The organism is Sphingobium sp. WTD-1 (assembly GCF_030128825.1).
Classification (GTDB): Bacteria; Pseudomonadota; Alphaproteobacteria; order Sphingomonadales; family Sphingomonadaceae; genus Sphingobium.
In genome coordinates this window covers 4,793,708-4,805,533 of the sequence record NZ_CP119127.1, presented here as the reverse complement: position 1 = coordinate 4,805,533, position 11,826 = coordinate 4,793,708, and the positions used below count along the sequence as shown (strand labels likewise).

Genomic DNA, 11,826 nt, shown 5'->3' with positions numbered 1-11,826 from the left:
TTATTTAGTTGGCGCTATCGCTTGGACTTCATTGCCTTCTCAGCTTGCTCACGCGCTTTTGCGAGAACATGATTGTCCATTTGTCGGATGATGTAGTGGAAGTCGGAACGCGCTTTCCCGCGCAGGTTCCATTCATTGGACATCGCGCTAATAGCGGAATGAGGGATCGGTAAAAGCGCGCCCTGAGTTGCGGGGCGATCCGTTGATAGTTCGTGGAATGCCCACCAGAGCCAAGGCCAGTCAACAGTAGGCTGGTCAGCAAGGACTTTGATAGCAATTTCGTTTCCGGCATTGGCCCCTTTTTGGAGCAGCGCGAGGTCATCGCGCATACTCCAAGTTAGAGCCTCTATTAGTTTCCCGCTACTTCGTCCTTGTCAGGAGTAGGGTAGTTACGAACGTCAACTGCGAAAGCCAGCAGTTCAGGGAACACGACCTTGCGAACAGCGGAAACGGAAAAATACTGCTTGGCAGTTTCCTTTGTGTACGGCACTTCCACGCCGCCCTTCTTGACGCCCTTCCAATCAATCAGAATAGCCTCAAGGAACACTTCAAGCGCGAGGTCATCATTCGTGACCTGCTTCAAACGAACAGCCTTCTCGTTCCTGATCCTGACCTTCTCCTGAGCCTTCTTGATAGCCGGGTTGTCAGTATCAAACATCACTAGCTTAAACTCGCCCCACTGCTGGTCATGTTCGTCCAAAACAGGCGGGGTCCAAACGCCTTCAAGTGCAACGTCTGCGTCGTAACGAGTTGGAATATCGAAGCCGAAGTTCTCTTCGACGGTAGTTTCATTCTTAGCCATGTCTTCTCCCTTATGGTTTTATAGGCATGATATTTATGCAGACATGGGAACGGCCCTGAGCCGAAGCCCAGAGCCGCCGAGAGCTACTGGAGGAAGAGAGAAGAAGTAGCTCTCTGAGGTTTATAGCTTTGTGATGACTAGATCAGTGCCAGCAGTTGCGTCGTAACCCGCCGTGAAGGTGATGGTCACGAAAGCCGAACCGTCGCTGATGCTATCAACGGGAATGTCGCCGTATGCAGCAGGGGCTTGGATGCGATAGCCGCCGCCAGTGGTGCCGATGTCGAAGCTGACAGCCTGTGCCAAGCCTGTGATTGCGGTGTCGATTGCAAGGCTTTCACGATAAGCCCTCACCGTAATAGTGGTAGTGCGGGTGCCATTGACGCCGAACGCAAGGCCAGTGTTCGAACCCAGCACAGGACGGCGAGTGCGATCCAAATTGGTTTCGAAGGTCAGTTCTGCAATCGAGAGGGTCTGGCCACCGACGGTGATGCTCTGAACTTCCGATGCAACGAACTCAGTAGTGCCGGTGATTGCAGTTACAGACAGCGCGTTATCGGTTGCGCCATTGGTCACGCTTGCACCCATCAGGTTCCAAGTGCTGGTCACTTCATCATTGCCGGTGGTCGAGATCGAGAAGCCGTTGACCATAAGGCCCGCGTAGGTCTTATACATATCGCTTGCCAGCTTATGGATGACCGAGAAGCTGCTATCGGTGGTGCCTGCCTTGAGGACGTTGGTCGCGAATGTGCCAGACAAAGCGCTCTGGAGCAGAATGTCCATGAAGGCGTGACGCTGGAAACGAATGTCCAGTGAGCCTTCTGGATTGACCATGCCACGACGCGAACCGTTGCTTGCGCGGTTAGGGCGCTTAGTAGGGCTGGCAATAGTGGTAGCAGAAGCGGTCAGCAGAGCGGCGTCCGCTCCAAGTGGAAGTTCATATCGGGTAGCAGTTGCGGTTGGCGTAGTGCCAAACACAGTCTCAGCGATGATGCTGGACGTAATATCAGATGAGCTAACGAGTGCCATGCGGTCTCCTTGTTGTTAAACTAGGGAGCCGCAAAAACAGGCTCCTGCCTGTATTTATTGCTTGGTCAGGAGCGATGGCTTTCGTATGTGAACAGAGCCACAACCATGTGGGACTTTTTGTCGTTGCCCTTGCGCTGATCGGTTCCAAGAACACGCAGGCATGTATCTTCGCTTCGATACTTGCGGAAGTGATTATGGAAGCTATCGACTAGATCAACAGCAGGACCAGTTCCCATTCCCTTCGGAACGAACACCTGCAAATAAGCAGTGCCAACGCTCTTGAACATGTGAGGGCCAGCATTGACCTTCTGCACACTTGCGCCGGGTTCAATGGTCCAGCGGACATACGGCTGCGTTGCGTCGATTTCTTCGTCTGGCTGGTTCTCGACTAGCTTCTGGTTATCGGGCAGCACAACGGTTTCGCCTTCATCATCCTTGTAACTAAGTTCGCAAGTCCAGAAGCGGGCATTCAAATCATCTACGTCCAAATAAATCATCGGTTCTCCTTAAAGTCGGGTGGCGGCTAGAACCGCGTTATCGATCCAGCCCTTGGGCGCTTGTCCTGAATGGCCATCAACAAGAGCAGGGCCATAGGGAGTGGTGTTCTCGACCTTGCCGTTTTGAAAAGGCTGTGTGGGTGTTTCGACAGTCCACGCACCACGGAATGCGCCCGTATCGACTGGTGAGCCAGCAACGACGTTGGCATGCACATCAATTGTGACCTTGGCCGCGACATCAACGACTTTCTGTTCCACTAGCTTCTTAATTTCGGGTGTCTTCGCGAGTAAGTCGGAAAGGTCGATTTTAAGCATTCTCCACCTCTGCAAAATGAATGATTGGTAGGTTGGTCGGCTGAACAGTTGTGACCTTGCCGATGATCCAAGTGCGGTCGCCCATAGTCAGCTTGTCATTGACTTCTGGCTTATGCAGCATTGTCGCAATTGTGCGGATCACATCGCGGCCTGTGTTCTCGTCCAAGACTTCCATGTCATCGACAACAGCGAGCGTGGAAACAGGATCGACCACAACAGCGGTGCGTCTATTAGTCTTCTTGTCGAACGTGACAGTCTCACGCGATAGGGTTGCAGGAGCGCCAAACTCGGTCAGGCACTCAACCGCTAGATCGGCCATTTCCTCATAGAAGGACATTATCGTGTCAGCTTTCCAAAGCTGACACATGGAGCGGCGATTGCAGGCTGTTTCAGCGGTTCGATCAGCTTCGTTACGCCGGGGAATGGATCAATCGAAGATGGCTCGAAATACTCGACTTCCTTCTTCATGCCCCTCATTTCCTTCTTTTCACTTTTCACGCTTGGCTTAGCCGTGCCGGTGTCTGGTGATTGGAAGAGGCGCAACGCAAGAAGCGCAACCGACATAAGGTAACGTGGCTGAGTTTCAGCGCCCTCAACTAGCGGAGCATAATTGGCCTCTACAAAGTCGAGCGCTCGCACGATTAGCGCGCTGCGCTGGGCGTCATCCGCGATAGCAGCCCATTCGGAGTGCTGTCGCTCTGCATGGAAGGTATCGACCTGTTCTAGTGTAACTGCCATTGGGCCTCCGTTTCTTTCCACTATTTATGAGGCGCTCAACAGAAGACCGGCTCCGTTTCCAGAGCCGGTCCATTAGTCTGTGCTCTCGATTAGAAAGGCTTAGCGTGCTTGATGAAGCGGAAGCCGAACTGAGCAGCAGGAACAGCGAGGTTCCAAGTCGAAGCCTGTGCCAGAGTATCAAGGTCTGGAGCGGTTTCGCCTGCGTAGTTGGTTCCCTGAACGTGACAAACGAAGCCCTGACGCGAGTGCAGCAGGTTAGCGCCGCCGCCGTTGCCCTTGTTGGCTAGACGTTCATTTTCCAGTTCGTTTGCGCGAGTGCCGAACGCAATGCCGCCGGTGCGGCATAGGACCGTCATCTGTTCACCAAACGAGGTGTCCTTGATTAGCTTGTAGCCCTTGTAGACTGCAAACTGCGATCCGGTCTGCGCTGGCGTCAGGAACGACGAGCTTTCTTCGGACTGCCACTTAGCATACATGTTAGGGTGGACGATTTTAGTGTCGAACATGTCTGCATAGTCTTCTGCGGTAGCAGCAGCCTTGTAGACGTTGGCCATCGAGAATGCAGTGTTGTTCGCACCAGCGAGCAGCTTGAGATATTCGTCCTTCTTCGCGACCTGTTCTGGGGTCGGCGTACCAGTGGTGCCTGCGGCAATCACTGCTTCGATGTGAGCAAGAACGCCCTTGAGCGAAGCAACAGCAGTCTTCTGGAAGCGAGTGTTCCAATACTGCGCGATGCCTGCTGCAATGCCACCTTCAATCGAATAAGCGGTGATCATGCGGGCAAGGTCAGCATAGCCCCAAGCGAAGTTATGTTCATGACGAATAACGCTGAACTCGTCAGCGGTCAGCTTACCGCTCTTACCGTCCTGATCGATGTTATCGGTGCTGACGTTTACTTCGGATGCATCGAGAGGCTTGATGAAAGCCAAGCCCTGCTTGCGCGAGCCAGTTGCAGGTAGAACCGCGTCTACTTCTGGGCCGCCGACTGCAAGGCCGCTGTTGATTAGTGGATTCTTTGCTGGGAGCAGAAGGTCAACCCTAGAGGCCATAGCCTTTTCGCTAGGCACCAAATCTGCAATTGTAGTTCCGACAATAGCCATATTATTATGTTCTCCAACTATGGGACTAACACGGCCCACATTGGAGGCCGGGGAAGCGGACTTGCTTCCCCGTTATTTATTCCGATGGCTTCTCGACTGTTTTTAGACGCGCATGTTGTCTGGCAGACCTAGTTGCGCGACAAGAGCGTTATATTCTGCTGGCTTGTCGCGGGCCATAATGTCCGCTTCGTTTGCGCGTTTCCCAAGGAAGTCTGCTTTGGTCCAAGTTGCGCTTACAGTTGGGCTGGTATTGCCAGATGCACTTGCGCCGCTATTTGTGGAACCACGCCTGTAGTTGGAGCCAACTTCGCCGCCAAGATACTCGCTGATATACTCACCGATGGCTTTGCCTTCGATGTTACCTTGACCATTCTCATACTTGGCCTTGGCTTTGAACATATATGTCAGGGGTTCTAGGTTGTGTTCAAACACGTTGCCTTCTGCGAGTGCGCGAGTGATTTCATTATCAACGCGGATCGTTTCAAGGTCGGCTGAGAGGGCATCGCGCTCGGAGGTCAGCTTGTCGATTTGCTTCTGGAAACTGTCGGTCAGACGCTTCTCAATTGCTGCAACATCGCCATTAGCGCGTTCTGCTGCGGCTGCGGCTGCTTCACGTTCTGTCTCTGCTTGTGCGGCTGCGGCTTTATAGTCCTTGTTCTCTTTCTTGAGAACTTCGCTGAACTCTTCCAGCTTCCTGACGCTTTCCTTTAGTGCGTCAACGGTGGAGAGTGCGTCGGCTAGTTTAGGGTCTAGCTTCTCGTTGTTATCGGTCATTATATTTTCCTTCCCGACCTAGCTGGTCGCTTAGTTAGGTGACTAGCTGTCACCGCAACTATTTATTGAAGGATGGTCGGATATTTGGCTTTGAGTTGGTCCAGTGTCAGGACCGTGCCGTCAGACTTAACTAGCTGGTCTAGTTTCAGCTTTCCTGCTCGGAACAGTTCTGCGCGAGAAGGACCAAGAATGTCGTCCTGAACTGATGCACTTTTAGTGGACAGCCATTGTTCATAGCGGGGCGCGCCTGCGACTTGGCCGTCCATACTGGCGCGATCCCCCTTTGACAGTTCATCACGATCAACGCCTAATTCGCGGAAGCTCTTCGTCACTGCAACGCTGATGGAACGGCAACGGATATGACGCGGCGGTATTGGACCTTCGCCAATAGGGAACGTCTTTCCATCGAGGCTCCCACAACCGATTGTGGTGCGGCTATCGAGCGTAGCAAGGAACTGCCATGCCTTTACGACATGGCTATTTGCCTTCCATGTTTCCTGAGCCGTTACATTGCTGACATGATTTACAGAGGTGCGGACAATCGACTGCGCGGATCGACGGCTAACGTCTAGGATGCCATCGCTATATTGCGCGGCCTTTGTGCCACGGATGCGACGGACAATCTGATCGGTCGTCTCGCCCTGTGTCATACCAACACGGATTGCCTGCGTGACGCGATCAATGCGCCCTTGCTCCATGCCGTCAGTCCAGCTTTTGAGCAGCCGACCCTCAAACGGGACTTCCTCGACAATGGCTTTCAAACGCGCAGGAGCAGGCAGCTTCGTGCCAACGTCCACTAATAGTGCGCCGTCGATCGCTGCCTTCTGGAAACCAGCTTCTGCTGTTGCGAATTCGTGCAGCTCGTCGGCCAGGCTGTCATGCAACTGGTCGTAAATGGCCCGGTTCAGGGCGCGCAATTCCTCCATGAGCGCAAGCAGGCGCTTTGTGGACTTTGGCCCAAGATCATAGCCGCGCTGCTCTATCGTGCCGATGCGCTGCGCGATCTTCTCGATTAGATCGGCATCCGCGCTGTTGAGCAGCCTCACAATGCGGTCAGACAAGCCAGCGCCATAACGGCTAATCGCTATGGCGTGCTGGATCGCACGGTCTTGCAGATCGGAATTGACCGTCATTACAGGACCGGCGGCCTATCGATGGCTTCCTGAGCGATCCTTTCGGCTTCAAGCGCTGGGCTAAAGCCATGCGGCATGAGTTCGCCTTCTTCCAAAGCCTCATGGAATGTCTGCAACGATAGGTGGCGCTTTTCGACAAGCGCAGACAGCGCCGTAATACGCGGAGCGTCCATCGGGACCGGCAGGAAATCCACGTTCAGTTCAAATGTCAGGTCGGGATTGGCCGGGTCTGCAATGGCCGCAAAGCGCTTCCAGATTTTCTCCTGCTGTTTGCTCACTTTTAGTGTGAAGTCGGCCAACATGGCGTTTTCAGCGGCACGACGAATAAGCTGGGTTTCAGCAGCTTCCGGTGCTGGCTTCTCAGGCGCAAGAATGGAGTGACCGATAGCCGACAAGGCGTCCTTCAAATCGCGCAGCTTGCCGACTGTTAGTTCCTGTCCCTTCGCGTCATACGTATTCCATTCGACCTCTGTGTCCTGCGATTTGAAAGCCCAGACAGCGCCGGGTGCAACGGGGAACTCGATTTTATCGGTTGGCTGGCCAGTGAATGGATCGATGAGTTTCTTCGTCTGAGGGTCAACTTCTGGATTGAACCCCGTAATGGTGATCTGCGGGCCGCTGGTAAGATGGATTGCGGCAGACAAGCAGCCTTCCATCACATAATGCTGTAGGTTCAAGTCCACGCAATGCTGTAACAGCGCTGGCGTAGGAACAACGCTATCATCGGTGTTGATGATCGAGAACGGGATTTCCGTTAGAGCCTGACCGTTGAATGTCGGGACAATACGGCTTTTCTCTACAAAGTCGTTGCCTTCGGTCTTCTCATGCAAGATGACTTCATAGAAGCCGCTCTCATTGATACGAAGCTGTCGGACTTGCTTGCCATCATTTTCCAGTAGTCGGACATGAACAATACCGATGGTCGATGGGTTGATGATACCGCGTGTGACTTCTAAGATGTTTTCGCCTGCATAGAGCGCTTCATAGGGACGATAGCCAAGCTGCAATTCCTGAGCAGCACTCATCGTGTCAGGGAACTCACTTCTTGCGGGATGATCCGTCAGACTGCCAGTGAAGTTGGTAATCATTGTCTCGCGAGTGATCCACTGAGCAACGTCGATCATTGATCGGTTGTCCTGAGTAACTAGACCGGCGAGAAGTTCGACGCGCTTACTTGCGATGTTGCGCTTTGGTGGCTTGCGGAAGATAAGTCCGCTCCAACCCTGAGCGATCTTGAACGCTGCTGGAAAGAACCCGGTTCGCTGCTTGTGGTCCTCATACTCTGCTGGGCTGTCATCAAGGCGCGCTTTGGGCAGATAGGTCAGTCCACAAGCCTTTACAGCTTCTTCGCCTGCAACAAAGTCGCGGTTGCGCTTCCAGCGGTCGTGCCAAGCAGCAATCTCTTTCGTGGCTTCATTGATCTTATACACAAGTCTCCTTTGGCGCACTGGCACATGGGATGATAAAACGGGCAGGTGTTTAGCCTGCCCATTTACTTATCGTCGGCGGTTGCCAGCGTTGATGATAATGGCACCCGGTCTAGGCCCATTGCCATTTAGGTCTGCTAGTTCGGTGATCGCGTAAACGAGAGCGTCAACACGGTCAGGCGATCCCTTGAAGGCGGCTGCACCAAACATGCCCATTTGCTCTTCTAGATCAGTCAATGGCCTGCGCGGATGATGGACTTTGCCCTGAGCATATAAGTGCGCGACTGGTTCTGCGCGGAGTTCCTTGCCCCTAAATGCACGAACGAGTTTGACGGGCAACGCACCATATGCAGAACGGAGGTTGCTCTGAACAAGATCGCCGCCTTGGTTAGCTTCTGCGATAACAAGGTCAGCCTGATACTGCTCATATAGCTCTGCTACACGGTCAGCCCAACCAGCGGGAGGCAGCTTATCGGAGCCGTCATGTAGGACATAAATGTCGCCGCGTGAGCAGCGCCCAGCAACGGATATGCCGGTAAGGTCACTTTTCTTGTGGTTCGTCACGGCAGGGTCAACAGCAATGACGATGCGTTGCAGATGGCTGATGTCGATGTCGCGGCGATGCTTGTCGATGTCGTCCTGACGGAACAGCGCATTCTCGTTTACGTCCGACCATTCACCAGCGACGAAACGACGCTTCTCGCGAACCGACAAGTTGTTCAACATATCCAGATAGTCTGGGTCGATGTTATCTGAGTTGCCTTCTGGGTCTAGCTTTGCCTCGGCCCACTGCCATGCCTTCTGTAGTTCGGTGTTGTCCTTTGGGTTGATCTTTTGAATGAAGGCTTTGTATTCCCAATCGGTCTTGAGCGCAGGGTTGCAGTCGAAGAACATCTTGGGCTTGAGGTAGATAGGCTGGCCTAGTTCGTCGTTCCTGATCTGGGGCAACTTCTGGTTAAGTCGCGTCATGAGAAAGCTCACATGGTCATAATCGACCTCAGTGCATTCGTTGATCCATACAGTCGCGAACTCGTTACCAAGGATTTTATCGCGTCGGCCATCATCTAGGCCAAGAAAGAGAAAGATAGCGCCACCGATATATGGGTTCTTCGGATCAGGACCATTCGGTAGCGTGATGGTCGCTTCACTGTCGCTGATTAGGCAAGTGGACAAGATACCGGGGAAGGTATCTTCCATGACTTGTCGGAATGTCAGGTCAAATAGCGTCTGGCGGCAACTCGAAGCAGTCTTACGGAATATGCCGTGACGACTACCGGGCGTGCTGATGGCCCGCATGAGTAGAATGTATGAGAGTAGATAGGATTTACCACTACGCGAACCACCTCGATAGAGGATGTAGCGGTTGGACGGATTACTCGCCAGCAGTGCAGCTTGCTTCTGAGACGAAGTAAGTCTGATCTGGCTTGCTGTTTTAATTGTAGCCATTCGATATTTAGCGGAAGGCTATCTATTTAGAAACCCATCTTATGAGATCGAAACATACGCGCTCACATTAAGGCGTGCAGCCTGTTTGATTGCATTGCTTGATAATTTCTTCTATTACAGTCCAGCAGACGCCCACACGCTGGGTATAATCCCCACCCGCTCTCCATGTCGCCGCATCGCACCAGTTTCTTCTTTCCTGCCCTTGCGGAAGCAAGATACGAGACAGGGCGGACCGGGATTTGGCGATATTACCTTCGAGTTCTGCACGCGATGGACCTTCAAGGCGCGCTGGGGGTGAAACGACTGCTAGTTGAGGCGCAGTGAAGTCTTTGCACTTTGTTATGCCGTCAAGACATTTTCTTATGTCGCTTACCACTCGTAATACGATCGGTTCGGCAGTTTCAACATACTCGGTCAATGCGCCCTTGTCTATTTGTGGAAACTGATCCGGGTTACGGATTGCATAGTCGGCATTCGCCATCGCGGTTCGATGTTTTACCACAAAGCGATCCGCGTTAATGATGTACTCCTCCTGATCGATGTTGGTGAAGTCCGATCGCCTCACGTTTTCAGGAGTATCTATTGTGGTATACTCCTCGATTGTGACATCAAAAGGCTGTAGATCGCGCTTGCTCATGCCTTGGAGCGCGTCGGGGAACTTAGTTACCGCGTCAGTTAGCTCTGGGATTGTTTTCGGGATTATCGCCCCGTCTCCGGCCTGACGCAGTACCTTTATACTAACATCGCGATTTTGTGTCGCCGCTTCAAGCCGACTTTTCACGTTCGCACTTCCACCAAAAGAGCCAGCAGCGGCGCTCACCGCTGCGGCAATCGATGATATTTCGGAATCCTTCTTTGTCTTGATCTCGACTAAAGCGGTATATCGGCCGCCATACGACATTCCAGATATGAACGTGTCTCCACACTTTTCTCGGAACTTGTCGGTCAATCCTCTTTCAAGCAGCAATCTCGGGTTGTCCAATAATACCGGAGCAGTTCGATCCGGTTGCGTTATGCTTTCCTTTTGTGTTTCGATGTCGCCGCTGATGTAGAAATAGACAGAATAACTGTTAACTGACGTCTCTTTGTCGTAGGAAGCATTCCCTTTTACCGCTCCATACTTCGCCGAGACGGATACTCCCAGCTTGCTAAAAAGGGATTGCTCGTTCTCGACGCTTCTCAGTTCAAACCTGAGATTTTCACCTGCTACATTGATGGGGCCTTGCCGATCGAATGACACGCAGCGACCCTTGGCACCATTGAGAAATCGGTCGTAGCCTTTGCCCAACGACATGTCCGATCCGGTCCAAGGAGTATATTGCGTCCACCCAACCGTCGGAATGCAAAGTGCAATCATTGATAAACACAAACCGCCCTTGAGTCCCATTTGCTCCTCCCGTTACTGCAGGCAGCATGACGAATTGTTGTGGAAGGTCAAATGAAATAAAAGGGGACATTAAGAGATTTCTGATGGAAGAAGATCGCATATCGATTAGGTGTACTCGCCCATACGATGAGGCCGGGTTTGGGTCAATTTGCGTTCAGCATTTGAGAAAACACGCGATCTCTCATCTTCCTGCCACTTCATTAGCTGCGTCGCTCTCTCGCGTCGAATCGTGCAAAGTAGGGCAAACTCCACTCCTCGCCGTGTTCCCCACCAGCAGTGTCTAGTTTGGACTGCATCGCGAGACGATAAGGGAGAGAAGCGTCGCGCGCAGCGCGGTTGTGGGATTTTCGGCTCTTAGGCGACATGCGGACATACTCGCGCACCTGCTTGTTCACCTCGTCCCAAAACGGGTGATCGTTGAACTCTTCATAATGAAGGTATTTTCCCTTCACGGTGACCCAAGGCCTGCCCGCCTCTTCAAACGCGACAATGCGGCGATGGCTGACAGTATCCTCTGCTAGATCATCGACCTCCTCAATGCCTTTGCGCGGTAGTTGATCGGCCTTCCGACCTTCCCACAGCCATATCGCCATGCCTATTACAAAGACGCCTACAGCGGGGGCAGAGCCGTAGCGGTCATTTGTCCACCAGATCGCACCAAGGAAAGCGGCAACCCAGAAGACCTTGTTGATCTCCTGACTGACGATGTTGCGGATGCGCTGATCCATCGCGACATAGTCGGCGCGGCGCTCCTTTTCTTTCTCGAAAGCTATTCTAGCACGCTCATTGCTCTCGCGATCCCACTTCCGTTCATCGTTCGCCCGTTCTTCATCTGATCGGGGCCCACCGAACAGACCTTCAAGTGTGCCCTCGTCGCGGTCGTCAGCCATTCCTTACCCCCTGTTTCGAGCGTTCTACCGCAGCCCGAGAGTTTTTGGAACGGTGGCTGAAAATCTGACGAAAGGCGGAGGGTTCTGAAATAGGTCAGAGTTTTGAGCGTGCCTACCCGCACCTCAAAGCACCATAGGGGTAATACTACATGCCCCTTTGTTGTCGGCTTAGATATTCGTATGCCTTCTGACGTAGCAGTTCCCTTGTCAAAGGATGGCTCATGTTGTCCTTCTGTGTTCCCTGCTTCAAATGATATGGGTTGCAGCAAGCCTTGTTGTGGGCGTTCGGAC

14 protein-coding genes are annotated in these 11,826 nt (G+C 52.8%); all 14 read right to left on the bottom strand.

Annotation, left to right across the window (positions count from 1 at the left end; all coding sequences use genetic code 11):
* Nucleotides 1-14: 14 nt before the first annotated feature.
* The gene (locus N6H05_RS23875) at nt 15-329 is read right to left on the bottom strand and encodes a hypothetical protein (RefSeq protein ID WP_284111984.1); all 315 of its coding nucleotides are present in this window, start codon (nt 327-329) and stop codon (nt 15-17) included.
* Between the two features lie 20 nt (nt 330-349).
* A complete protein-coding gene (locus tag N6H05_RS23870; protein ID WP_284111983.1) occupies nt 350-802 on the bottom strand; it encodes a phage-derived protein YdaY family protein in 453 nt (150 codons plus the stop codon).
* A gap of 120 nt (nt 803-922) precedes the next feature.
* Nucleotides 923-1,828 carry a phage tail tube protein gene (locus tag N6H05_RS23865; protein WP_284111982.1) on the bottom strand — a complete coding sequence of 302 codons (906 nt, stop codon included), beginning with the start codon at nt 1,826-1,828 and terminating at the stop codon, nt 923-925.
* Between the two features lie 65 nt (nt 1,829-1,893).
* Nucleotides 1,894-2,325, bottom strand: a complete 432-nt coding sequence (locus N6H05_RS23860) for a hypothetical protein (RefSeq protein ID WP_284111981.1) — start codon at nt 2,323-2,325, stop codon at nt 1,894-1,896.
* Nucleotides 2,326-2,334: 9 nt separating this feature from the next.
* A complete protein-coding gene (locus N6H05_RS23855) occupies nt 2,335-2,640 on the bottom strand; it encodes a hypothetical protein (protein ID WP_284111980.1) in 306 nt (101 codons plus the stop codon).
* Nucleotides 2,633-2,977 carry a hypothetical protein gene (locus N6H05_RS23850; protein ID WP_284111979.1) on the bottom strand — a complete coding sequence of 115 codons (345 nt, stop codon included), beginning with the start codon at nt 2,975-2,977 and terminating at the stop codon, nt 2,633-2,635. The genes N6H05_RS23855 and N6H05_RS23850 overlap by 8 nt, the downstream gene beginning before the upstream one ends.
* Nucleotides 2,977-3,378 (bottom strand): hypothetical protein, encoded by a 402-nt coding sequence (locus tag N6H05_RS23845; RefSeq protein ID WP_284111978.1) that lies wholly within the window; start codon nt 3,376-3,378, stop codon nt 2,977-2,979. Before N6H05_RS23845 ends, N6H05_RS23850 begins: the two co-directional genes overlap by 1 nt.
* 89 nt (nt 3,379-3,467) lie before the next feature.
* Nucleotides 3,468-4,478 carry a hypothetical protein gene (locus tag N6H05_RS23840; protein ID WP_284111977.1) on the bottom strand — a complete coding sequence of 337 codons (1,011 nt, stop codon included), beginning with the start codon at nt 4,476-4,478 and terminating at the stop codon, nt 3,468-3,470.
* A 102-nt stretch (nt 4,479-4,580) separates the two neighbouring features.
* Nucleotides 4,581-5,252 carry a hypothetical protein gene (locus tag N6H05_RS23835; RefSeq protein ID WP_284111976.1) on the bottom strand — a complete coding sequence of 224 codons (672 nt, stop codon included), beginning with the start codon at nt 5,250-5,252 and terminating at the stop codon, nt 4,581-4,583.
* 62 nt (nt 5,253-5,314) lie between these two features.
* A complete protein-coding gene (locus N6H05_RS23830; RefSeq protein ID WP_284111975.1) occupies nt 5,315-6,385 on the bottom strand; it encodes a minor capsid protein in 1,071 nt (356 codons plus the stop codon).
* The gene (locus N6H05_RS23825) at nt 6,385-7,815 is read right to left on the bottom strand and encodes a DUF4055 domain-containing protein (protein ID WP_284111974.1); all 1,431 of its coding nucleotides are present in this window, start codon (nt 7,813-7,815) and stop codon (nt 6,385-6,387) included. Before N6H05_RS23825 ends, N6H05_RS23830 begins: the two co-directional genes overlap by 1 nt.
* A 66-nt stretch (nt 7,816-7,881) precedes the next feature.
* The gene (locus tag N6H05_RS23820; protein WP_284111973.1) at nt 7,882-9,258 is read right to left on the bottom strand and encodes a phage terminase large subunit; all 1,377 of its coding nucleotides are present in this window, start codon (nt 9,256-9,258) and stop codon (nt 7,882-7,884) included.
* Between the two features lie 67 nt (nt 9,259-9,325).
* Nucleotides 9,326-10,645 carry a hypothetical protein gene (locus tag N6H05_RS23815; RefSeq protein ID WP_284111972.1) on the bottom strand — a complete coding sequence of 440 codons (1,320 nt, stop codon included), beginning with the start codon at nt 10,643-10,645 and terminating at the stop codon, nt 9,326-9,328.
* A gap of 200 nt (nt 10,646-10,845) precedes the next feature.
* Nucleotides 10,846-11,535 (bottom strand): hypothetical protein, encoded by a 690-nt coding sequence (locus N6H05_RS23810; protein WP_284111971.1) that lies wholly within the window; start codon nt 11,533-11,535, stop codon nt 10,846-10,848.
* Nucleotides 11,536-11,826: the final 291 nt, after the last annotated feature.

What these genes read in the sequence shown, in the direction of transcription:
- N6H05_RS23845 (WP_284111978.1), bottom strand. Translation starts at nt 3,378, where the DNA reads ATGGCAGTTACACTAGAACAGGTCGATACCTTCCATGCAGAGCGACAG.
- N6H05_RS23850 (WP_284111979.1), bottom strand. Translation starts at nt 2,977, where the DNA reads ATGTCCTTCTATGAGGAAATGGCCGATCTAGCGGTTGAGTGCCTGACC.
- N6H05_RS23810 (WP_284111971.1), bottom strand. Translation starts at nt 11,535, where the DNA reads ATGGCTGACGACCGCGACGAGGGCACACTTGAAGGTCTGTTCGGTGGG.
- N6H05_RS23820 (WP_284111973.1), bottom strand. Translation starts at nt 9,258, where the DNA reads ATGGCTACAATTAAAACAGCAAGCCAGATCAGACTTACTTCGTCTCAG.
- N6H05_RS23865 (WP_284111982.1), bottom strand. Translation starts at nt 1,828, where the DNA reads ATGGCACTCGTTAGCTCATCTGATATTACGTCCAGCATCATCGCTGAG.
- N6H05_RS23815 (WP_284111972.1), bottom strand. Translation starts at nt 10,645, where the DNA reads ATGGGACTCAAGGGCGGTTTGTGTTTATCAATGATTGCACTTTGCATT.
- N6H05_RS23835 (WP_284111976.1), bottom strand. Translation starts at nt 5,252, where the DNA reads ATGACCGATAACAACGAGAAGCTAGACCCTAAACTAGCCGACGCACTC.
- N6H05_RS23870 (WP_284111983.1), bottom strand. Translation starts at nt 802, where the DNA reads ATGGCTAAGAATGAAACTACCGTCGAAGAGAACTTCGGCTTCGATATT.
- N6H05_RS23840 (WP_284111977.1), bottom strand. Translation starts at nt 4,478, where the DNA reads ATGGCTATTGTCGGAACTACAATTGCAGATTTGGTGCCTAGCGAAAAG.
- N6H05_RS23860 (WP_284111981.1), bottom strand. Translation starts at nt 2,325, where the DNA reads ATGATTTATTTGGACGTAGATGATTTGAATGCCCGCTTCTGGACTTGC.
- N6H05_RS23830 (WP_284111975.1), bottom strand. Translation starts at nt 6,385, where the DNA reads ATGACGGTCAATTCCGATCTGCAAGACCGTGCGATCCAGCACGCCATA.
- N6H05_RS23875 (WP_284111984.1), bottom strand. Translation starts at nt 329, where the DNA reads ATGCGCGATGACCTCGCGCTGCTCCAAAAAGGGGCCAATGCCGGAAAC.
- N6H05_RS23855 (WP_284111980.1), bottom strand. Translation starts at nt 2,640, where the DNA reads ATGCTTAAAATCGACCTTTCCGACTTACTCGCGAAGACACCCGAAATT.